At 59.7% G+C, this 20,941-nt stretch carries 20 protein-coding genes; 17 read left to right on the top strand and 3 right to left on the bottom strand.

Annotated elements, in window-relative coordinates:
• Nucleotides 1–9 precede the first annotated feature (9 nt).
• A complete protein-coding gene (locus ACXAC3_RS09265; protein ID WP_475159054.1) occupies nt 10–2,142 on the bottom strand; it encodes a malate synthase G in 2,133 nt (710 codons plus the stop codon).
• Nucleotides 2,143–2,348: 206 nt separating this feature from the next.
• Here ACXAC3_RS09265 and pepN point away from each other — a divergent pair, with 206 nt between their 5' ends.
• The 5 genes from pepN to ACXAC3_RS09240 all read left to right on the top strand — a co-directional run bounded on the left by pepN (nt 2,349) and on the right by ACXAC3_RS09240 (nt 8,896).
• Nucleotides 2,349–4,901 carry an aminopeptidase N gene (gene pepN, locus ACXAC3_RS09260; protein WP_475159051.1) on the top strand — a complete coding sequence of 851 codons (2,553 nt, stop codon included), beginning with the start codon at nt 2,349–2,351 and terminating at the stop codon, nt 4,899–4,901.
• Entirely contained in the window at nt 4,898–5,326 is a 429-nt protein-coding gene (locus ACXAC3_RS09255; protein ID WP_475159049.1) for a hypothetical protein, read from the top strand. Before pepN ends, ACXAC3_RS09255 begins: the two co-directional genes overlap by 4 nt.
• 133 nt (nt 5,327–5,459) lie before the next feature.
• Nucleotides 5,460–6,719 (top strand): hypothetical protein, encoded by a 1,260-nt coding sequence (locus ACXAC3_RS09250; RefSeq protein ID WP_475159046.1) that lies wholly within the window; start codon nt 5,460–5,462, stop codon nt 6,717–6,719.
• A 70-nt stretch (nt 6,720–6,789) separates the two neighbouring features.
• The gene (gene gatB, locus ACXAC3_RS09245; RefSeq protein ID WP_475159041.1) at nt 6,790–8,301 is read left to right on the top strand and encodes an Asp-tRNA(Asn)/Glu-tRNA(Gln) amidotransferase subunit GatB; all 1,512 of its coding nucleotides are present in this window, start codon (nt 6,790–6,792) and stop codon (nt 8,299–8,301) included.
• A 184-nt stretch (nt 8,302–8,485) separates the two neighbouring features.
• Nucleotides 8,486–8,896, top strand: coding sequence for a DUF4177 domain-containing protein (locus ACXAC3_RS09240; RefSeq protein WP_475159039.1), 411 nt, complete (start codon nt 8,486–8,488; stop codon nt 8,894–8,896).
• 39 nt (nt 8,897–8,935) lie between these two features.
• Here the strand turns inward: ACXAC3_RS09240 and ACXAC3_RS09235 are convergent, their stop codons facing one another.
• Entirely contained in the window at nt 8,936–9,325 is a 390-nt protein-coding gene (locus ACXAC3_RS09235) for a VOC family protein (RefSeq protein WP_475159035.1), read from the bottom strand.
• Between the two features lie 40 nt (nt 9,326–9,365).
• Here ACXAC3_RS09235 and ACXAC3_RS09230 point away from each other — a divergent pair, with 40 nt between their 5' ends.
• Nucleotides 9,366–9,902, top strand: coding sequence for a winged helix-turn-helix transcriptional regulator (locus ACXAC3_RS09230; protein ID WP_475159033.1), 537 nt, complete (start codon nt 9,366–9,368; stop codon nt 9,900–9,902).
• Between the two features lie 29 nt (nt 9,903–9,931).
• On the opposite strand, the gene ACXAC3_RS09225 is transcribed toward ACXAC3_RS09230, so the two are convergent.
• Complete coding sequence (locus tag ACXAC3_RS09225; RefSeq protein ID WP_475159032.1) at nt 9,932–10,186, bottom strand: BolA family protein; 255 nt, start codon at nt 10,184–10,186, stop codon at nt 9,932–9,934.
• 107 nt (nt 10,187–10,293) lie between these two features.
• Here ACXAC3_RS09225 and ACXAC3_RS09220 point away from each other — a divergent pair, with 107 nt between their 5' ends.
• From ACXAC3_RS09220 to ACXAC3_RS09170, 11 genes are all read left to right on the top strand, one after another.
• Nucleotides 10,294–10,920: a J domain-containing protein gene (locus ACXAC3_RS09220; RefSeq protein ID WP_475159030.1), complete on the top strand. Its 627-nt coding sequence runs from the start codon at nt 10,294–10,296 to the stop codon at nt 10,918–10,920.
• Nucleotides 10,921–11,019: 99 nt separating this feature from the next.
• On the top strand, nt 11,020–11,781 hold the full coding sequence (locus tag ACXAC3_RS09215) for a hypothetical protein (RefSeq protein WP_475159027.1): 762 nt from the start codon (nt 11,020–11,022) through the stop codon (nt 11,779–11,781).
• Between the two features lie 224 nt (nt 11,782–12,005).
• The gene (locus ACXAC3_RS09210; protein ID WP_475159024.1) at nt 12,006–12,611 is read left to right on the top strand and encodes a methyltransferase family protein; all 606 of its coding nucleotides are present in this window, start codon (nt 12,006–12,008) and stop codon (nt 12,609–12,611) included.
• 149 nt (nt 12,612–12,760) lie between these two features.
• Nucleotides 12,761–13,747 carry a cobaltochelatase subunit CobS gene (gene cobS, locus ACXAC3_RS09205; RefSeq protein ID WP_475159023.1) on the top strand — a complete coding sequence of 329 codons (987 nt, stop codon included), beginning with the start codon at nt 12,761–12,763 and terminating at the stop codon, nt 13,745–13,747.
• 24 nt (nt 13,748–13,771) lie between these two features.
• On the top strand, nt 13,772–14,338 hold the full coding sequence (locus ACXAC3_RS09200) for a hypothetical protein (protein WP_475159018.1): 567 nt from the start codon (nt 13,772–13,774) through the stop codon (nt 14,336–14,338).
• A gap of 76 nt (nt 14,339–14,414) precedes the next feature.
• Complete coding sequence (locus ACXAC3_RS09195) at nt 14,415–15,131, top strand: aspartate/glutamate racemase family protein (protein WP_475159015.1); 717 nt, start codon at nt 14,415–14,417, stop codon at nt 15,129–15,131.
• 359 nt (nt 15,132–15,490) lie between these two features.
• On the top strand, nt 15,491–15,739 hold the full coding sequence (locus ACXAC3_RS09190; protein WP_475159013.1) for a hypothetical protein: 249 nt from the start codon (nt 15,491–15,493) through the stop codon (nt 15,737–15,739).
• Between the two features lie 99 nt (nt 15,740–15,838).
• Nucleotides 15,839–17,716: a cobaltochelatase subunit CobT gene (cobT, locus tag ACXAC3_RS09185; protein WP_475159012.1), complete on the top strand. Its 1,878-nt coding sequence runs from the start codon at nt 15,839–15,841 to the stop codon at nt 17,714–17,716.
• A gap of 72 nt (nt 17,717–17,788) precedes the next feature.
• Nucleotides 17,789–19,579 (top strand): aminopeptidase P family protein, encoded by a 1,791-nt coding sequence (locus tag ACXAC3_RS09180; protein WP_475159010.1) that lies wholly within the window; start codon nt 17,789–17,791, stop codon nt 19,577–19,579.
• Between the two features lie 63 nt (nt 19,580–19,642).
• A complete protein-coding gene (locus ACXAC3_RS09175; protein ID WP_475159007.1) occupies nt 19,643–19,987 on the top strand; it encodes a DUF427 domain-containing protein in 345 nt (114 codons plus the stop codon).
• A 12-nt stretch (nt 19,988–19,999) separates the two neighbouring features.
• Nucleotides 20,000–20,824, top strand: a complete 825-nt coding sequence (locus ACXAC3_RS09170; protein ID WP_475159003.1) for an extensin-like domain-containing protein — start codon at nt 20,000–20,002, stop codon at nt 20,822–20,824.
• The last annotated feature ends 117 nt before the right edge of the window (nt 20,825–20,941 follow it).

The following is a 20,941-nucleotide window of genomic DNA, read 5'->3' as shown; positions in this document are numbered from 1 at the left end:
TGATCGGGTTTAAAGGCTGGACTTCAGTTCCAGCCGGCGGGCGTGCAGAACCGGCTCGGTATAGCCTGACGGCTGCACACGGCCTTTGAATACCAGATCGCAGGCGGCCTGGAACGCAATACCGTCAAAGCCCGGAGTCATCGGCCGATATGCCGGGTCGTCCTGGTTCTGTCGGTCCACGACCGCCGCCATCTTTTGCATCGCGGCCATCACCTGCCCTTCGGTGACAACGTCATGGTGCAGCCAGTTGGCCAAGGCCTGCGACGAAATCCGGCAGGTCGCGCGGTCTTCCATCAGGCCGATATCGTTCAGGTCCGGCACTTTCGAACACCCCACGCCCTGATCGACCCAGCGCACGACGTAGCCCAGAATGCCCTGAGCGTTGTTCTCAATCTCGCGCGTGATCTCATCATCGCTGAGATTGCGACCGCCCAGCAGCGGCAAAGTCAGCAGGTCGTCCAGAGTGGCGCGGGCTCCACCAGCGGCCAGTTCGTCCTGGCGGGCCAGCACGTCGACTTTGTGGTAATGGGTCGCGTGCAGGGTTGCGGCCGTGGGCGACGGAACCCAGGCGCAGGTCGCGCCGGATTGCGGATGGCTGATCTTGGCCGCAAGCATATCGCCCATTCGATCCGGCATCGCCCACATGCCCTTGCCGATCTGCGCCCTGCCCTTCAGGCCGCAAGCCAAGCCGATATCCACATTGCGGTCCTCATAAGACGTGATCCAGGGCGTCACTTTCATGTCACCCTTGGGCAGCATCGGACCCGCTTCGATCGAGGTGTGAATTTCATCCCCCGTCCGATCCAGAAAGCCGGTATTGATGAAGGCCACGCGCGATTTCGCGGCGCGGATGCATTCCTTGAGGTTGGCCGAGGTGCGGCGTTCCTCATCCATGATGCCCAGTTTCACAGTGTTGCGCGGCAGGCCGAGGATGTCCTCGACCATGTCGAAAATCTCGACGGAAAAGGCGACCTCTTCCGGGCCGTGCATCTTGGGCTTCACCACATAGACCGACCCTGTGACCGAGTTTCCGCCGTCACGCTGGAGGTCGTGCATGGCGATCAGCGTGGTGCAGAGCGCGTCCATCAGACCTTCGCCGATCTCGTTGCCATCGGCGTCCAGAACGGCAGGGTTGGTCATCAGATGGCCCACATTGCGCACCAGCATCAGCGAGCGGCCTTTCAGCGTGGCCTGGTCGCCGCCTGCGGTGATGTAGTCCACGTCGCCCGCAAGTTTGCGGGTGAAGGTGCGGCCGCCTTTGGTGACCTCTTCGGTCAGGTCACCTTTCATCAGGCCCAGCCAGTTGCCGTAGGCCATAACCTTATCTTCGGCATCGACACAGGCGACCGAATCTTCGCAGTCCATGATCGTGGACAGGGCGGATTCCAGAATGACGTCCGCGATGCCTGCCGGGTCGGCAGCGCCGATATCTCTGGTCGGGTCAATCACAACTTTGATGTGCAATCCGTTGTTCTTGAGCAGAACGAATTCCGGACTGTCTGCCGCGCCGCCAAAGCCAACAAACTTCGACACATCGGCCAATCCGGGGATTAGCACGCCATTTTCAACGCGCAGCGCGGCGGCATCCGTCCACGAGCCTTCTGCCAGTGGCACGGCGTCATCCAGAAAGGCCTTGGCCCAGGCGATGACCCGTGCGCCGCGGGCCGGGTCGTACCCTGCTACGTCCGGCAGATCGCCCATTGCATCGGTGCCATAAAGCGCATCATACAGGCTGCCCCAGCGCGCGTTGGCAGCGTTCAGCGCAAAACGGGCTTTGGTGATGGGCACAACCAATTGCGGACCGGGGATCAGCGCGATCTCGGGGTCAACATTGGCGGTTTCAATCTGGAAATCCGCGCCCTCATCGACCAGATACCCAATTTCCCGCAGGAATGACTGGTACGCCTCGGCGTCATGCGCCTGACCTGCGCGCTCAAGGTGCCAGGCGTCGATCTGCCCCTGAAGCTGTTGCCGTCTGGCCAGGAAATCCCAATTCTTCGGACCCAGCTCGGTGACCATCCGCGACAGACCATCCCAGAACGCGCCAGCTGTAACGCCGGTTCCGGGCAAAGCCCGGCCCTCAATGAACTCGGCCAGAATGGTATCGACCTGAAGTCCGCTGCGCGTCTGTCTGCTGCTCATGATGTGTTTCCCGTGTATGTACGCCACTGTATGCAGCCTGCATTTAGGCCGAAAGTTTCCGATAGGCAACTTGCGCTGCTAGGCCGCCGCAAAAGAACCGGTCCGAATTTTCGAATTGCCCCCGTCCGGGCCCGGACCACACTGCTTGCAGCCCGGCGCTACAGCCCATAACGTCGCGCCAGACACGAACCGATGCGAGGCCCCCGATGCGTGATGCCGCCCCCACCACGATCTATCTGAAAGACTACACGCCGTTTGGTTATCTGGTTGACAGCGTGCACCTGACATTCGATCTGGCTGATCACGCCACCCGCGTCACCTCGCGCATCGCATTCCGCCCAAACCCCGAGGCCACTGACCGCACCTTTTTTCTGCATGGCGAAGACCTGACCCTGATCCGCGCGGTCGTCGACGGGACAGAAATTTCGCCCGAGGTCACCGACAAAGGGCTGACGGCGGACGTCCCGGACGCGCCCTTTGTCTGGGAAGCCGTGGTCGAGATTGACCCCGGAAACAACACCGCGCTTGAGGGGCTTTACATGTCCAACGGCATGTATTGCACCCAGTGCGAGGCGGAAGGATTCCGCAAGATCACCTTTTACCCCGACCGCCCCGATGTGATGTCGACCTTCACCGTGCGCATCAATGGCGACTTGCCGGTGCTGTTGTCCAACGGCAACCCCACGGGCAAGGGTGAAGGCTGGGCGGAATGGACCGATCCCTGGCCCAAACCGGCCTATCTGTTTGCTCTGGTCGCGGGTGATTTGATCGCCCATCCCGACCGGTTCACCACCATGACGGGCCGCGATGTCGAACTGAACCTCTGGGTCCGTCCGGGCGATGAAGGCAAATGCGCCTTTGGGATGGAGGCGCTGAAGAAGTCGATGAAATGGGACGAAGACGTCTATGGCCGCGAATACGATCTGGACGTGTTCAACATCGTTGCCGTGGATGATTTCAACATGGGCGCGATGGAGAACAAGGGGCTGAATATCTTCAACTCCTCTGCTGTGCTGGCCAGCCCCGAAACCTCGACCGATGCGAATTTCGAACGCATCGAGGCGATCATCGCGCATGAATATTTCCACAACTGGACCGGCAACCGGATCACCTGCCGCGACTGGTTCCAGCTGTGTCTGAAAGAGGGTCTGACCGTCTTCCGGGATGCGCAGTTCACGTCTGACATGCGGTCGGCTTCGGTGAAACGCATCCACGATGCCATCGACCTGCGCGCGCGGCAGTTCCCCGAGGATAACGGCCCCCTGTCCCACCCTGTCCGCCCGGAAAGCTTTCAGGAAATCAACAACTTCTACACCGCGACCGTCTATGAAAAAGGCGCCGAGGTAATCGGCATGCTGAAACGGCTGGTAGGCGACGATGCCTATGCACAAGCGCTTGATCTGTATTTTGACCGGCATGACGGGCAGGCCTGCACCATCGAAGACTGGATCAAGGTGTTCGAGGACACCACAGGCCGCGACCTGAGCCAGTTCAAACGTTGGTACAGCCAGTCGGGCACGCCCCGCGTTTCGGTTACCGATGATTGGGCCGATGGCACCTACACCCTGACCCTTTCGCAGCGCACTGAACCGACACCGGGTCAAACGGATAAGCTGCCGCAGGTCATCCCGGTCGCCGTCGGCCTGTTGGGACAAAACGGTGACGAGGTGCGCGCCACTGAGGTTCTGGAATTGACCGAAGCCGAACAAAGCTTTGCTTTCAGCGGCTTGGCGGCCAGACCCGTCGCCTCGATCCTGCGCGATTTTTCGGCACCGGTGATACTGGAGCATGATCACTCGAATGCCGAACGCGCCTTTTTGCTGGCCCATGACAGCGATCCGTTCAATCGTTGGCAGGCCGGGCGGTCACTGGCGCAGGATACTTTGCTGCGGATGATCCGGGATGATGCGTCTCCGGATGCCGATTATCTGGACGGTATTCTGGCGGTATTGCGCGACGGCGACCTTGACCCTGCTTACCGCGCGCTGATGCTGGGGCTGCCGTCCCAATCCGAGCTGGCCGCCGAGTTGTTTGAGCGCGGCGAAACTCCCGACCCCATGGCGATCTGGCAGGCGGTCGAAACATTGCGGCAGGCGACCGCACAGCACGTGCAGGACCTGCTGCCTCGTTTGCACAGTGAAACCCTGATCGACGCGCCCTACAGCCCCGACGCCGCGCAGGCCGGCAAGCGAGCGCTTGGCGGTGCGGCATTGTTCCTGACAACCCGGCTTGATGGCGGTGCCAAGGCAACGGCCGAGTACGCTGCGGCCGACAACATGACCCGCCAACTGACCGCCCTGTCCTGTCTTTTGCGCGCCCGCAAGGGCGAGGCCGAACTGACCGCGTTTTACGATCAGTGGCAGCATGATCGTCTTGTGATGGACAAGTGGTTTGGGCTGCAGGTGTCCATGGCTGCGCCCGAAGTGACCGCAAATACAGCGAAAACGTTGACCGAGCACGCGGATTTCAACTGGAAAAATCCGAACCGTTTCCGTGCGGTCATGGGGGCGCTGGCGATGAACCATGCCGGGTTCCACAGCGCAGACGGGGCCGGTTACGCGCTGTTGGCAGACTGGCTGATCAGGCTGGAACCGGTCAACCCGCAAACCACCGCACGGATGTGTTCCGCCTTCCAGACCTGGAAAAGGTATGATGCGGACCGACAGGATCTGATCCGCGCGCAGCTGACCCGCATCGCCGACACACCGAATTTGTCGCGTGACACGACGGAAATGGTGACCCGCATAATCGGCGCATGACACCGTACACATTCACCCGCCGGAACAGGTCACCGCGCGCCATCGCAATCGTGGCTGGCGTCTATGCGGCATTGATTGCGCTTGTGGTTCTGTTTGACGCGGCGTGGTGGATCGTGGGGTTTCTGGCCTTGGCCACTTTGCCTGCCTTGTGGGATATCGCGCGAAACACCAGTGCCGGGCTGAGCCTTGATCAGAACGGGCTGCAATGGTTTTCCGGTACGCGCCGCGCCCGTGTCAGCCTTGCCGAAATCGACCATTTCCGCTTTGATACGCGCTGGGACTTTTCGGTTCGTGTGTCGCTAGTCCTGCAGTCTGACAAACGGATTCGGCTGCCGGATGAATCAGTTCCGCCCCACAAAGATTTCGAAAAGGTCCTGCAAGCGGCCGGGTTTCGCGTCGTTCGACATCATTTTACCGTTTTCTGAAACAATCCACCCCAATCGAGCTCATTGACACTCAGTTCGCACCGAGTTCTCTGCAAAAAGCTTGAATTTGAGGTGAGTTTCATCCACCCTTTCAAACCAGCGTACCAGTTTTTTTGCGGTTTCGAGTTTTACCATGTTTCGGTTTTTCAGGGCGCGTCTTGCCCGACCTTCTTCCCATTCTTTTCAGGCCACGCCCGAGATTTGCGCGGCTGATCGGGCGGTTGCCGCTGCGTTGCCCGACAAGGGACAACTGAATATTCCGGTGGCGACGGTCAGCGCTGAGGACCTGGTCGGACGGGACGTGATCGAACAGGGCCGAACGCTGGCCAGACAGGACCGTTGGGAGGAACTGTCGAAACAGATGCGGGCCGCAGACGAAGGGCGCAAGACTGCCCCCGACGGGATGCCGATCGCCGACCTGCTGGCCTTTGGGGCGCGGTCCGATGTGGTTCTGGCCGCTGAGCACGCCCTGTCCGATGGAACCGCTTTATCCGACTATGATCTGCTGTGCGGCATTTCCGAGTTGGAAGATGAAATGCGCGAATACCCCGATGATCCGATGATCGCGCTGGTTGTCGCGCTGGCACATATCGACCTGGCCTGGGCCTGGCGCGGCACTGCGACACACGCGACCCTGCCGCCGCTGCACCGGTCGCGCTGTGCGGCTCATTTCGACAGGGCTGCGGCGCTGTTGCCAGGTTGCCGGAAGGCGGCACCTGACAGCCCTCTGGTCGCTGCGACGGGCTGTGCCCTGCTGGCAGGGCAGCGTAAATCGAACCTGCGTGTGGCCGACGAATATGAACGCTTGATCACGCTGGATCCGCAAAACCAGCGCCACATGCGGGCGATGGGAACGCACCTGCTGCCGCGCTGGTTCGGCAGCTATGAAGAGCTTGAGGTCCAGGCCCTTCGCAACGCGGCGAGGACCCGCGATACCTGGGGTGCCGGCGGCTATACCTGGGTACAGTTCGACGCCATCGCGCTGGATGAAGAGGCCTGTGCGCGGCTGGATGTGGAATACTTCCTGGAAGGTCTGCACGACATCCTGCACCGTCGCCCCGACCAGCAGACCGTCAATATGCTGTCGGCCTATTGCGCCATCACGATCCAGAATGGGCATGGCCTGAACGACAAGGCCGATCTGGCACGTGGCCAGATACACGAGGCGGCAAACTGGCTGATCCGCGACCACATGACAGAGCTGCACCCGCTGATCTGGGCGCATGCGGCCAACGGGTTTAACAACTCGGTCCGCATTAACTCGCCAGAGCGCTTCGCCGCGCGTGGTCAGCGCGATGCGCTGCGCGCCATCGGCGATCTGTTCCGGGAAGAACTGCGCAGCGGTATGGACGTGACCTTTACACCCGCTGGCCTGCGCCTGTCCGAGCACTGATTTCCCCTTGCCCCTTTGGCGCGGCGCGCCTAATACGCAGGCTCAGACTTCTGCGGAAATGAGGCGCGCCATGCTCGACCTGACATACGAAATGCCCAAACCCAAAACCATTGCCGGGGCCAAGCACGATTGGGAACTGGTTATCGGGATGGAGGTGCACGCTCAGGTCTCATCCAACGCCAAACTTTTCTCGGGCGCATCGACCCAATTCGGGGCCGAGCCGAACGCGAATGTGGCCTTTGTCGACGCGGCGATGCCGGGGATGCTGCCGGTTATCAACGAGTACTGCGTTGAGCAAGCGGTGCGGACTGGTCTGGGCCTTAAGGCGGATATCAACCTGAAATCGGCATTCGACCGCAAGAATTATTTCTATCCCGACCTGCCGCAGGGTTATCAGATTTCCCAGCTCTATCATCCCATCGTGGGCGAAGGTGAAGTGCTGGTCGAAATGGGCGACGGAACCGCGCGTATGGTCCGGATCGAACGCATCCACATGGAGCAGGACGCAGGCAAGTCCATCCACGACATGGACCCGCATATGTCCTTTGTCGACCTGAACCGGACGGGCGTTTGCCTGATGGAAATCGTCTCGCGACCCGACATTCGTGGCCCCGAAGAGGCAGCGGCCTATATCGCCAAGCTGCGCCAGATCATGCGCTATCTGGGCACCTGCGATGGCAACATGCAAAATGGCAACTTGCGGGCCGACGTAAACGTCTCGATCTGTTTGCCGGGCGCATATGAAAAATATCAGGAAACGCAGGATTTCTCGCATCTGGGCACCCGCTGCGAGATCAAGAACATGAACTCGATGCGGTTTATCCAGCAAGCGATTGAGGTTGAAGCCCGCCGCCAGATCGCCATCGTCGAAGGTGGTGGTACGGTGGATCAGGAGACCCGCCTGTACGACCCGGACAAGGGTGAAACCCGCTCGATGCGGTCCAAGGAAGAGGCGCACGACTATCGTTACTTCCCCGACCCCGACCTGCTGCCGCTGGAGATCGAGCAGGCATGGGTGGACGACATCGCCGCCAAGCTGCCGGAACTGCCCGACGACAAGAAAGCGCGGTTTATCGGCGAGTTTGGCCTGACCGACTATGACGCATCTGTACTGACCGCCGAGGTGGAATCGGCCGCCTATTTCGAAGAGGTCGCCAAGGGCCGCAGCGGCAAGCTGGCGGCAAACTGGGTGATAAACGAACTGTTTGGCCGCCTCAAAAAAGAAGATCACGACATTACCGAGTTGCCGGTCTCGCCGGCTCAGTTGGCAGGCATCATTGACCTGATTTCGTCGGATGCAATTTCAGGCAAGATCGCCAAGGACCTTTTTGAAATCGTCTATACCGAAGGCGGTGATCCCGCGCAGATCGTCGAAGACCGCGGCATGAAACAGGTCACCGACACCGGCGCAATCGAAGCTGCGCTGGACGAGATTATTGCTGCCAACCCGGCGCAGGTCGAAAAGGCCAAGGTGAACCCGAAACTGGCCGGATGGTTTGTCGGTCAGGTAATGAAAGCCACCGGTGGCAAAGCCAACCCAAAAGCTGTGAACGAACTGGTCAGCAAGAAGTTGGGATCGTAAACCGTACGGCTGAAAGAAAACGGGCGGCAAAGCTGACTGAGTGCTTTGCCGCTTTTCTTTTTCATGATCCATGCCCGAGTGGTTCGCGCAACAGAACCGGCGGATATTGTTGTGTCTACGAAGATGGCTTTCCCAAAACCTACAACATGTTAGATTGCCCGGACCCGGTAACCAGGAAGATCTGATGCAGCGCTACGAATACAGAGTCGTCCCCGCCCCGCAAAAAGGCATCAAGGCCAAGGGTGAGAAAACCGCAGAAGGCCGGTTTGCCGCATCGGTTGAACAGGTTCTGAACCAGATGGGTCAGGATGGCTGGGAATATCAGCGCGCCGAATTGCTGCCCAGCGAAGAACGTGCGGGCCTGACCGGCTCGACCGTGAACTGGCGCAATGTTCTGGTGTTCCGGCGCGAGGTTGAAGTTGCCGTAGCACCGGCACACAAGCCGTTTGAAGACAGCGACGACGTGCCCATTGCGCAGCCGGTGCCGGGACCGGAAGAAGTGCAGGCCCCCGCGCCGATTTCGGAAGAAGTCAAGGACCCGCCCTTGACCCTGACCCGCCCGGACATGCCCGAAACGAACAAAGAGCAGACCTAACTACTTCGCCCGGCTTCCGAACGCTCGGATGCGGGCAGGCTATTCTGCGGCGTCGGCGGCCTGGCTGAGGTCCTGGGCCAGCATCAGTGCGTTACCGTCCGGGTCATAAAACGTCGCGGTGCTGACCATACCCTCGATCGTTTCTGTTTCCCCGTCGAACCTGACACCCGAGGCTTCAAGGGCCTGACGCGCAATCCCAATATCCGACACCCCGAATACCGGGACGGTGTTGCCCGGAGCTGGTTCGGCCTGTTCGCCCAATCCCAACGTCACGCCTTCGGTCCTAGTTTTTAGTTCGCTCCACCCGGCTTCGTCCATGTGGTAGATCAATTCAAAACCCAACATGGCTTGATACCATTCGGCGCTGGCATGCCTGTCTTTGACGGACATCGCCAGAGTTATAGTATTTTCCAATGAAGCTACCGGCATTGAACTTTCCTTCTGACATAAAATAAAGTAACTATACTTTATGGACATAAAAATTCTTGTCAAGCTCACGTCCCGCGCCTGGTCCCTGAACATTCTGGCGTTGATGCATGCGGGCACCCCGGGACGGCAAGCCCCCTTGCTGGCGGCGACAAGCGCCCGCAGGACGGCCTTTGCCCAAAGCCTGGATCACCTGATTCAGCTTGGTTTTCTGGAACGGAATCCCGGTCATGGACATCCGCTGCGCCCCGAGTTCCGCCTGACCGAAACCGGATTGTCGGCGGCCGAAACTGCCAGTCGAATTGTAAATGCTGTGCCAGATGACAAGGATTTCGCATTGCTCCGACGCAATTGGACGGCCCCGATTTTGGCGTTGACCGACAAGCCGCAACGCTTTTCGACCCTAAAATCCGGTCTGATCACGATCTCGGATCGGGCATTGTCTAACTCGCTTCACCGGCTGGAAGAACAGCAATGGATACAGCGGGACATTGATACGATGCACAGACTGCCATTTCCCACCTATCGTGCGATCAACCAGGGGATCGCGGTCAATCGTGCAATTTCACTGGCGGCATGACCGAAGCTTGAAAAGGTCAGCGCAGACCGTCACGAGTTGATATCCAGCGCAAGCGCATGGATGCGCGGCACTATATCTCCCAGCGCCTTGTGTACCGCCCTGTGGCGGGCGACGCGGGACTGGCCCTCGAACGCGCGGGCCCGTATGCGAACGTTGAAGTGACTTTCGCCACCTTCCTGATAACCCGCGTGACCGCGATGGCTTTCGCTGTCATCCACGACGTCAAGCTCATGCGGGTCAAAGGCGGCCTGCAGGCGGGTTCGGATTTCGTCGGTCACGGTCAATTTTACGCTCAACGGCAAAAATTTTGCCGCCCCCCTCTTCTACTTTCGGCTGCTTAGATTAAACTGCTGCCTCCGAGTCGAAAAGATGCGTTCGTAAGGATCACAGCATGACGAAATCAGACCCATTCGGATTCGATATGTCCGTTTCCAGCGCCAAGAAAAAGAACCCGCGCGGACGTCGGGGGATGTCGGGCGCGTCCGAGACGTCAGTGCGAATCTGCGACCATGAGGGCTGCGAAGAGGCGGGCAAGTTTCGGGCCCCCAAGGCGCCGGATGTATTGGACGACTTCTTCTGGTTCTGTCAGAAGCATGTGCGCGAATATAACCAGAAATGGAACTTTTTCGACGGCACGACCGAGGCCGAACTGAATGCGCAGCGGTCCAAGGACAAAGTGTGGGAACGGGAAACCAAGCCGATGGGCGACCCCGAAGCGCGTGCCTGGGCTCGTCTGGGCATCGAGGACCCGCATCAGGTTCTGGGCGCGAACGCCACCAAGAACCCGGGCCGCACGTCGGGCGGCGGCGGCCGCCGCCTGCCCCCGACCGAGCGTCGCGCGATCGAAATCCTGGAAGCCAATGACAGCTGGACCAAGGCCGAGGTGCGCAAGGCCTACAAGAAACTGATCAAAGTGCTGCACCCGGACATGAATGGCGGCGACCGGTCCCAGGAAGAACAACTGCAGGAGGTCGTCTGGGCCTGGGATCAGATCAAGGACAGCCGGAATTTCAAGTAAGGCGGTGCGGTGAAATGGTCGCCTTTCTGACTTCCGTATTCGGTACAAGCATGTCGCCTAAAGCGCCGCGTGCTCCTCTCCCGTTCCGAACCTAAACCCATGGCGCGCAAACGACAAAAACCACTGAAAGCGAAGATACAGCCGGATCATCCGTTTTCTGACATCATCGCCGAGGCGTACAAGGTTTTTGCATACCCAAAGCCGCAGAGTATCGAGGTCTGCAAAGGCTGCTGCATGGATGCAGAAATCGAGGCCGATTTCTTCACCCCTCCGATAGACGAACTTCCTCTGCACTATATCCAGGACTGGTTTTTCGCCGCTTTTGACCCAAAGGGAATTGCCAAGGCGACATGGGGATACTTGCTGCCCCGAGTTCTGGAAATACTGGCCGTTGACCAAGACGTTTCCAATGTCGGATCTGAAGTTAGCCTGAACCGCTTTGCGACCGGCAATCCTGACAATTGGTCAGCCGAGGAATGGCAGGTGCTGAACAAATTTCAGCGCGCATATCTTACGCGCGAGATCGAGAGGTCCGGCGGGTGTCTGGACGACACGCTGTGCATGTTTGCGCTAGCAGGCTGGTCTCTGGACTCCCTTCTGGAACAGGTATCTGCTGCGTCTGACGATGTCCTGGTGAACCGGTTCTGGCATGACTGGTGCAACGGGCGCGTGCCGGGACGGGAATCCATCTGGATCACCGCGTTTTGGGAAAGCCCGGGAAACACGCGCGTTTATGAGTTCTACACATCCAAGCAGCTCTATGATCGGTGCGTGAACCTGGCTTTCGCGGAGGATGCCGGGACAGAGCTTGCACAAAGGGCCTTTGCCGTCGCGCATGTGATTGAGAACGCGCACAAATAGACCCGTATTCGATCTGGTCCAGTCGCTGAGGTGCCCGGACCACACCGATTTGAACATTCTCGCCGTCGCCGGGCGCAAATGGCATAGGGCCCAAAACCAACACGCACCACGCCATTCCACGGGGAATCGTCCTCAACCTGTTACAAATACCCGTTACGGCCTGTCACATGGGCCGCGCACCGGGCCCATATCCGACCTGTGAAATGTCCCAAACGGAACGCGATATGGAACACCTCGTCTACCCCCTGCACGCGATTGCACTGTTGGTAGCCCTAGGCTCAGCCACCCTTCTGAGCGCCTATCTGGCGCTGAACCTGCGCCTGCCCCGGCTGGGCCTGTGGCCCAGCGCCAGCGGGTGGCGGCACCACACCGCCTTTGGTCTGTTTCGTCTGTTTTGCGGTGCAACCGTCGTTTTTGCCGTCAGCGAGGTTTGGGTGAACGGCCTGGGCCACTGGGCCCGCTACGTGGTCGGCGTGCCGATCATGGTGTTGTCCTTCGGCATAACGCTTTGGGGCTATCGTTTTCTGGGGCTCGACAACACCTATTGCGAAAGCGATGGGCTGGTGACGGGTGGCATGTATGCCTATTCGCGCAACCCGCAATACGTGACTTCGGTTCTGGCCACGGTCGGGTTGGGTATTGCCAGCGGGTCCTGGTTGACGCTGGGTCTGGCCGCCGCATTGTTCCTAATCTATTTCCTGTTCGTTCTGAACGAGGAGCGCTGGCTGCTGCAGGGCTATGGCCGCGCGTTTCAGGATTATATGCGCCAGACCCCCCGTTTTGTGGACGAGCGCAGCTTGATACGGGTGCGCGACGCCATTCTGGATTAACCGGCCCGCCGCGCCGATAAGGCCAGTTTCAAGGAAACACCCCCTCAGCCTTTGACGGGCGCGGCTTTCCCTTGCCCTTGCCTGCAATATGTTGCACCACACACGGGTTCAGACCCGGCAATACGGGCCAAAGGATAAGGACAAGGCGAATGGCTGACGGATCGATCGACATCAACGCAAAACCAACCGAAGATATCTCGGTCCGTGAAGTGTTCGGTATTGACAGCGACATGGCCGTCAAAGGCTTTGCCGAGTGCAGCGACCGTGTGCCGGTGATCGATCCGACTTACAAGTTCGACCCCGAGACAACTCTGGCGATTCTGGCCGGCTTCACCCATAACCGCCGGGTGATGATTCAGGGCTATCACGGCACCGGCAAATCCACCCATATCGAACAGGTTGCCGCCCGCCTGAACTGGCCTGCCGTGCGGGTCAATCTGGACAGCCATATCAGCCGGATCGACCTGATCGGTAAAGACGCGATCAAGCTGCGCGACGGCAAGCAGGTGACCGAATTCCACGAAGGCATCCTGCCCTGGGCGCTGCGCAATCCTGTCGCCATCGTGTTCGACGAATATGACGCCGGCCGCGCGGACGTGATGTTCGTGATCCAGCGCGTGCTGGAACATGACGGCAAGCTGACGCTGCTGGACCAGAACGAGATCATCACCCCGAACCCGAACTTCCGCCTGTTCGCCACCGCGAACACCGTCGGCCTGGGTGATACGACCGGGCTCTACCACGGCACCCAGCAAATCAATCAGGCGCAGATGGACCGGTGGTCGCTGGTCTCGACCTTGAACTATCTCAGCCACGACGCTGAAACGATGATCGTGCTGTCCAAAGCCCCGCATTACAACACTGAGAAGGGCCGCAAAACAGTCAGCCAGATGGTGACGGTCGCCGACCTGACCCGGACCGCCTTCATGAACGGTGATCTGTCCACGGTGATGAGCCCGCGGACCGTGATCAACTGGGCTCAGAACGCCGAGATTTTCCGCGATATCGGCTATGCTTTCCGCCTGTCCTTCCTGAACAAATGTGACGAGTTGGAGCGCCAGACCGTCGCCGAATTCTATCAGCGTTGCTTTGACGAGGAATTGCCGGAAAGCGCAGCGAGCGCAAGCCTGGGGTGAGCCAATAGATCATAGGAGGATGCTATGGCCGGAGAAGTAATTTTGGCCGAGTGGATCGCCGCAGGGGTCGCAGCCATTGCGGCAGTTGCGAGCATAGCATTTTCCGTAAAATCTGCACAAAACGCCCGGCAGGCTATCGAAACTGACAAAGTCGCCAACGAGATTTCGGACAGCGCCCTTCGGCTGCAGAAAGAGGCGGCTCATGGCACTGTGATCAGCGAGGTTCGGGATTGGGCCAAGGATTGTGTCTTTGCGATCTCCGAGGCCTCTCACCTAGCCTCTCTCGACCCCGAACGCCTTCCGGAAGGCGAGTTTTTTCAGCGCCGTTTGAACTGCTTACAGCGTGTGTCCGCACTGATTGACATCGGGCGCTGGTATTATCCCAATATTCTCAAGGGTGAATACGGGGACTGGAAGGAAAAAAGCTTTACAGGGTTTCGTCAGAAATCTCTGGATCAACTCGTCTACACCTATCTTGCGATCCTGGAATACGATTACGTCACGCAATCCGATAACCGGGACGTCGGAAGAAAGATCGTTACATATCAAAGGACTTTCGTCTCGGAAGTTTCGCAAAAACTTGAAATCTAAGCTCATCTCATATTGATAATAGAGGGCGGAGTAAGGGCTCCGCTTCTCGATTTTTTCTGGAACACAGGGTCTGATCATGCACATTGGCTTAATCGGTGGTATCGGGGTTGCGGCGACAGTGGTATATTACCAACGGCTGACCGCAGCGATGGCCGCGCGTGGCCAGCCATTGGAACTGACCATCGTGCATGCCGATGTGCAGGAACTGATCCGCAACAATCTGGCCGACGAGCGGAACGCACAGGCGCGTGTCTATGCCGGTCTGATTGACCGGCTCAAAGCAGCGGGCGCGGACTGCGCGGCCATTACCTCATTGGGCGGGCATTTCTGTTTTGACGAGACGGTGGCCCTGTCGTCCTTGCCTCTGGTATCTGCCGTGAAACCGCTGGACACATATTTTGCAGCGCAAGGTTTCAGGTCGGTTGGCTTGCTGGGAACGCGGGTCGTGATGCGGACCGGACTTTTCGGTCAGTTGCGGCAGACACGCGCGATTGCGTTGGAAGAGGAAATCGAGTCTCTGGGGCAGACGTATCAGGACATGGCGGTCGCAGGGTACTGCACCGACGCACAACGCCAGCTTTTTCTGGACGCCGGGCTGCGGATGGTCGACCAGTTCGGGGCGGATGCCGTGGTTCTGGCGGGGACAGACCTTAACCTGGCGTTTGACGGGCAGTCGACGGGTTACACGGTCGTGGATGCGCTGGACGTGCACGTTGATTTGCTGGCCCGGCTGGTCTGCGGTGAAACTTCACTGATCGACGCAGGAGCGGAGCCCGGCGCCTCCGCGCCATGAAGCGCGTGGTATCAAGCCGCTTCTCCTATATTTGACCGCCTTGTTTGAACTCTGTCGAGGTCAGAGCCACTGTATCTGGTGGTATGATCCGGATATTGCGCAGCTTGCCAAATGTGTGGCGCCATGTGGTGGCAAAGTCACAAAAGCAAACCTCTTTGTATATACTTTATTTATACATTGCACATCTGTGTTATAGTATTTGCATGTCACTATTGCGTTTGTATTCATTAGTTTCGGTTTTCACCATACTCCTCGCATCTTCCGCGCCTGCTTTGCCTGTTGCCTCATCAGACCGGGCCGAGCTTTTTGCAATTTGCTCTGGGCGGCTCGAAGCTCTGGCTGCGCGGCAAAGGGCAAGGATGGATGAAAAGGCCGGGTCGGTCGCGAATCTTCAGCAAGAGTTCGATGTGATGCTTGAGGCGGTCCTGCCCTGGGCCCTGGCTGAAGGCGTCGAGGAACATCAACCCGGGCGCTGGCGCGTGCGGGGCTGGGTCGAAGTCGCCTATCTGCTGGCCGATATGGACTATAGCTTTGACGCGCGGATCGCCGCTGGGGCAGAACGTCAGCTGGCCCACCGGATTGCCGAATGCCGCGCGGTGCTGCTGTAGGCTCAGCGCTGGTTTGATGCGAAAACGGGGTTGGCCCTATGGCCAAGGCCCCGGAATGGCTCTAGGTTGCCGGGACAGAACAAGACCGGACCTGCCCTGATGAGCAAACCCAACGACAACCCCGCCGATCCGTTCAAGAAGGCGCTGGCCGAAGCCACCAAGGTGATGGCCGATGATCCTGAGTTGAACGTCTCGTACACGGTCGATCCATCGGGTCTGACGGGCGAGTCGATGCGGCTGCCGCAGGTCAGCCGTAGGATGACTCGCGAAGAGGTTTTGCTGGCGCGGGGCACGGCGGATGCGCTGGCGTTGCAGCGCCGGTATCACGACGACGCGACCCATGCGCGATATGCACCGCCGGGCGATATGGCGCGCGATCTGTATGAGGCGATGGAAGTTGCCCGCTGCGAGGCGATGGGCGCGCGCGACATGCCCGGTACAGCGTCGAATATCGACGTCAAGATCGGGCACGAAGCCCTGCGGCGCGGGTATGACCAGTGCAAACAGCCTGCCGATGCGCCGCTGTCCGTCGCGGCCGGCTACCTGATCCGGCATCTGGCCACCGGGCGCGACCTGCCGCCGGCTGCGGAAAACATCATGAACCTGTGGCGCGGCTTCATCGAGGAACAGGCCGGAGGGACGCTGGAAAACCTCGACGAAATCCTCTCGGATCAAACAGAATTCGCCAAGTTCGCCCGTCAGATGATCAAGGATCTGGGCTATGGCGACCAGTTGGGCGACGATCCCGATGAGCTGGATGACGAACAGGAAGATCAAGCCGAGGACGACGCAGAGGAGCAGCCCGATCCAGACAGCACCGGCCAGGACGATCAGGATGATCAGGACGCCGACGCCACGCCGGAACAGACGCAGGAAGAGCAGCAGGACCAGTCGCAGGCACAGGTCTCGATGGACGAGATGGCCGAAGATGAGCTGGGCGATGAGGCCGAGATGCCCGAGGGCGAGGCCCCGTTGGAGCCGCCTGCCCCGCCACCAGCCTCTGAGGCCGATCCGGATTACAAGGTCTATCTGAACACGTATGACGAAGAGATTGCCGCCGAGGATCTGGCGGAACCGGCCGAGTTGGAGCGGCTGCGCGCTTATCTGGATCAGCAACTCGAACCGCTGAAAGGTGCCGTGTCACGACTGGCCAACAAATTGCAGCGCCGCTTGCAGGCTCAGCAGAACCGGTCGTGGGAATTTGACCGCGAGGAAGGCATTCTGGATGCCGGGCGCCTGGCACGCGTGGTTGCCAACCCGACCACACCGCTCAGCTTCAAGGTCGAAAAGGACACTGAGTTCCGGGATACCGTGGTGACGCTGCTGCTGGACAATTCGGGGTCCATGCGCGGCCGTCCGATCTCGATCGCGGCGATCTGTGCCGACGTGCTGGCGCGGACGCTGGAACGGTGCAACGTGAAGGTCGAGATTCTGGGCTTTACCACGCGCGCGTGGAAGGGTGGTCAGGCACGCGAGGCATGGCTGAACGATGGCCGACCGCAGCAACCTGGCCGCCTGAACGACCTGCGCCACATCATCTACAAGGGTGCCGATGCACCGTGGCGGCGCGCGCGGCCGAATCTGGGCCTGATGATGAAAGAGGGGCTGCTGAAAGAGAACATTGACGGCGAGGCGCTGGAATGGGCGCACCGTCGGATGCAGGCCCGGCGCGAACAGCGCAAGATCCTGATGGTCATCTCGGACGGCGCGCCGGTCGACGATTCAACTTTGAGCGTTAACCCTGCCAATTATCTGGAAAAACACCTGCGCGACGTGATCGCCATGGTGGAAAAGCGGAACATGGTGGAACTGCTGGCTATCGGTATCGGCCATGATGTGACGCGCTATTACGACCGCGCAGTGACGATTACGGATGTCGAACAATTGGCGGGCGCGATGACCGAACAGCTTGCGGCGCTGTTCGACAGTGATCCCCGGGCACGGGCCCGGATCATGGGGATGAAAAAAGCCAGTTAGATATGGTTGCACCTCCGACAGAAGGGGGTTTCGGAACGGACACGGGGACAGCCCGTCTGAAAGAGGTTTGAGATGTTTCAGTCATTTGAGGTGACTGCGCGCCCGGAACAAGGGCCGCCACGACTGGCTGCGCTGCGCAACGAGATTGCGCAAGAGGGGTTGGACGGGTTCCTTGTACCCCGCTCGGATGCCCATCAGGGCGAATATGTGGCCCCCCGGGACGAGCGTCTGGCATGGCTGACGGGATTCACAGGATCAGCCGGGTTCTGCGCCGTATTGGCAGATGTGGCCGGCGTTTTCGTTGACGGGCGCTATCGCACGCAGGTCAAGGCGCAGGTGGCCGCCGAGTTTACGCCGGTTGCCTGGCCCGAAGTCAGCCTGAGTGCATGGCTGAAGGACCAACTGCCCTCGGGTGGCAAGGTTGGTTTTGACCCCTGGCTGCACCCCGCCGGTCAGATATCCGCCACCCTCAAAGAGTTGTCAGACAGCGGGATCGAATTGATCCGCTGTGATAATCTGGTGGACCGGATATGGCCCGATCAGCCGGACCCGCCGATGAAACCGGTCAAAGCGCACCCGATCGAATTTTCCGGGGAAACGGCAAAAAGCAAGATCGAACGCCTGGCCCGTGCGTTGCAGGAAGCGGGATGTGCCGCGGCTGTGATAACCCTGCCGGATTCGATCATGTGGCTGCTGAACATCCGCGGCTCGGATATCGGCTATAACCCGGTGGCGCATAGTTTTGCCATCCTGCATGCCGACGGCCGGGTTGACCTGTACATGGCGGCGCAAAAACTCGACAGGCTGGACAGCCATCTTGGGGCTAATGTCTCGATCCGCGAACCGGGCGAGTTTCCCGATGCTGTCGCCGCGCTGGACGGTCAGGTTCAGGTCGATCTGGGAACACTGCCGCAGGCTGTAGCTGACATATTGCAGGATCGGATGGTCGACGGGGGCGATCCCTGCGCCCTGCCCAAGGCCTGCAAAAACCCGGCCGAAATCGCAGGCAGCGCCGAGGCGCATCTGCGCGATGCCGTTGCAGTCATCGAAACGCTGTGCTGGCTCGATGCCCAGGCCCCCGGCACCGTGACCGAGACGCAGGTGGTCACCCGATTGGAGGACAACCGGCGCAAGGACAACGCGTTGCAGGATATCTCGTTCGACACGATCGCCGGCACCGGGCCAAATGGCGCGATCATGCATTACAGGGTGACGGAAGAAACCGACAGCCGGTTGGAAAACGGACATATCCTGGTGCTGGACAGCGGCGGGCAATATCTGGACGGAACCACAGACATTACCCGCACCATTGCCATTGGCGAAGTCGGTGATGAGGAAAAAGCCTGTTTCACCCGTGTCCTGAGGGGTATGATCAACTTGTCCAAGTTGCGCTGGCCGGTCGGGCTGGCGGGGCGCGACATCGAATGCGTCGCGCGCGCGCCGCTATGGGCGGCGGGACAGGACTTCAATCACGGCGTCGGGCATGGCGTCGGGGCCTATCTGAGCGTTCACGAAGGGCCGCAGCGCCTGTCGAAGGTCAGCCATGTGCCACTGAAGCCCGGCATGATCCTGTCCAACGAACCGGGATATTACCGCGAAGGCGCGTTTGGCATCCGCATCGAAAACCTTGTCGTGGTGCAGGAAGCGCCGGCCTTGCCCGGCGGTGACGCGGAACGCGCCATGCTGAACTGGCGGACACTCACCTTTGTTCCAATCGACCGGCGGTTGATCCTGGTCGACATGCTGACGGCCGAAGAACGCGGGTGGCTGAATGATTACCACCGAGACGTTGCGGAAAAAATACGGCCAAGACTGGGCGATCAGGCGCAACTGTGGTTGGATGCCGCAACCGCGCCGGTGTGACACCGGACTGTTACATAGTTTAGGCATGGGGTAGGCCCCGAGACGATGAGGGAAGGCGAAGAAATGACCAATCAGATCACGATCCGTAAAGCACCGGGCAAGTGGAGCGTGCGTTCAGGCGGCGCCATTCTGGGCGAGACCACAAACGCGCTGGAGCTGCTGGAGGGCGACAAGGCGCCAGTGATCTATTTCCCGCGCGGCGATGTGGCGATGGCGTTTCTGGACAAAACCGACAAGGTCACCCACTGTCCCGGCAAAGGGGATGCCACGCATTTCTCAATCGTCAACAAATCCTCGATCACCGAAAACGCGGTCTGGAGCTATGAGGACCCGATCCCCGCCGTGGCCGACATTCGCGACCATCTGGCGTTTTACCCACAAGACTCGGTCAAAGTGGAGCAAATTTAGCGAGCGCGGCTGTTGCGCGCTGATGCAACAGCGCTGGCGGCACGATCCCAAGCTGCCATCCGGGCACTGGCTGCCATCCGGGCACTGGCTGCCTGCCTGATATTTTGCGCCGGATCCGCCGAGGCCGAACCGGATTGCAGCGAAACGCCGTTCCCGACAACCTCGGAGTTTGTCGAGTTTGATGAGGTTGAAGGTGGGGCCTCACAGCCTGTTGAGCCAAGTGCGCAAGACCCGGCGGTGGCAACCTCCAAACGTCCGCAAGTGCGGCCCTGCAAATTTCGCAAGATCGCCCTGGGGAGGGAACAGATGCGTGAACGCGGCGCGGTCTGTGACGACTGGACCATTCTCGGTGAAACGCTTGATACATTCGCGGGCAAGTACCGGGGCTGCGGTATCGTGAAGCCGGTTCGGGTACACCGGGTTGCCGACGTCGCGCTCAGCCAACTGGCGCTGATGGATTGCTGGACCGCGATTACCTTCAAAACATGGATCGAGAACACCGCCATACCGGCCTTTGCCGATCACGGGGGCGGGCTGAAAGGCATGCGCCTGTCCGGCCATTATTCCTGCCGGACGCAGAACAACAGGCTTGGCGCGCGCCTGTCGGAACATGCAAGGGGGCGCGCGATTGATATTTCGGCCTTCGTTCTGAACGACGGAACGGTAATTTCAGTTCTGGATGGGTGGAAGGCCGAAGAAACGAACGAAGTGCTGCGAGAGCTGCACCGCGGCGCTTGCGGGTTGTTCAGCACAGTGCTGGGCCCCGAGGCGAACCGGTTTCACGCCGATCATTTCCATTTCGATCTGGCGCAGCGCAGCGGACCCTATTGCCGCTGAAGGCAGACAGAGACACGCCGCTTCAGAAACCAAGGCCCATTCGGGTTAAGCCACGCTCACGCGGCTGTTGAATGCATGTGATCGTCGAACGGTGCACAATAGGCAGGTTCACCACCG

The organism is Ruegeria sp. ABV4_181 (assembly GCF_056158465.1).
Note: the sequence above shows the minus strand (reverse complement) of the source record. Positions and strands in the feature narration are given on the sequence as shown.

Excerpts from the sequence above, each read along its gene's own strand:
- ACXAC3_RS09200 (WP_475159018.1), top strand. The coding sequence starts at position 13,772 with ATGGCCGGAGAAGTAATTTTGGCCGAGTGGATCGCCGCAGGGGTCGCA.
- ACXAC3_RS09210 (WP_475159024.1), top strand. The coding sequence starts at position 12,006 with ATGGAACACCTCGTCTACCCCCTGCACGCGATTGCACTGTTGGTAGCC.
- cobS (WP_475159023.1), top strand. The coding sequence starts at position 12,761 with ATGGCTGACGGATCGATCGACATCAACGCAAAACCAACCGAAGATATC.
- ACXAC3_RS09230 (WP_475159033.1), top strand. The coding sequence starts at position 9,366 with ATGGACATAAAAATTCTTGTCAAGCTCACGTCCCGCGCCTGGTCCCTG.
- ACXAC3_RS09180 (WP_475159010.1), top strand. The coding sequence starts at position 17,789 with ATGTTTCAGTCATTTGAGGTGACTGCGCGCCCGGAACAAGGGCCGCCA.
- ACXAC3_RS09265 (WP_475159054.1), bottom strand. The coding sequence starts at position 2,142 with ATGAGCAGCAGACAGACGCGCAGCGGACTTCAGGTCGATACCATTCTG.
- gatB (WP_475159041.1), top strand. The coding sequence starts at position 6,790 with ATGCTCGACCTGACATACGAAATGCCCAAACCCAAAACCATTGCCGGG.
- ACXAC3_RS09195 (WP_475159015.1), top strand. The coding sequence starts at position 14,415 with ATGCACATTGGCTTAATCGGTGGTATCGGGGTTGCGGCGACAGTGGTA.
- ACXAC3_RS09220 (WP_475159030.1), top strand. The coding sequence starts at position 10,294 with ATGACGAAATCAGACCCATTCGGATTCGATATGTCCGTTTCCAGCGCC.
- ACXAC3_RS09235 (WP_475159035.1), bottom strand. The coding sequence starts at position 9,325 with ATGCCGGTAGCTTCATTGGAAAATACTATAACTCTGGCGATGTCCGTC.
- ACXAC3_RS09255 (WP_475159049.1), top strand. The coding sequence starts at position 4,898 with ATGACACCGTACACATTCACCCGCCGGAACAGGTCACCGCGCGCCATC.
- pepN (WP_475159051.1), top strand. The coding sequence starts at position 2,349 with ATGCGTGATGCCGCCCCCACCACGATCTATCTGAAAGACTACACGCCG.
- cobT (WP_475159012.1), top strand. The coding sequence starts at position 15,839 with ATGAGCAAACCCAACGACAACCCCGCCGATCCGTTCAAGAAGGCGCTG.
- ACXAC3_RS09175 (WP_475159007.1), top strand. The coding sequence starts at position 19,643 with ATGACCAATCAGATCACGATCCGTAAAGCACCGGGCAAGTGGAGCGTG.
- ACXAC3_RS09240 (WP_475159039.1), top strand. The coding sequence starts at position 8,486 with ATGCAGCGCTACGAATACAGAGTCGTCCCCGCCCCGCAAAAAGGCATC.
- ACXAC3_RS09250 (WP_475159046.1), top strand. The coding sequence starts at position 5,460 with ATGTTTCGGTTTTTCAGGGCGCGTCTTGCCCGACCTTCTTCCCATTCT.
- ACXAC3_RS09190 (WP_475159013.1), top strand. The coding sequence starts at position 15,491 with ATGGATGAAAAGGCCGGGTCGGTCGCGAATCTTCAGCAAGAGTTCGAT.
- ACXAC3_RS09215 (WP_475159027.1), top strand. The coding sequence starts at position 11,020 with ATGGCGCGCAAACGACAAAAACCACTGAAAGCGAAGATACAGCCGGAT.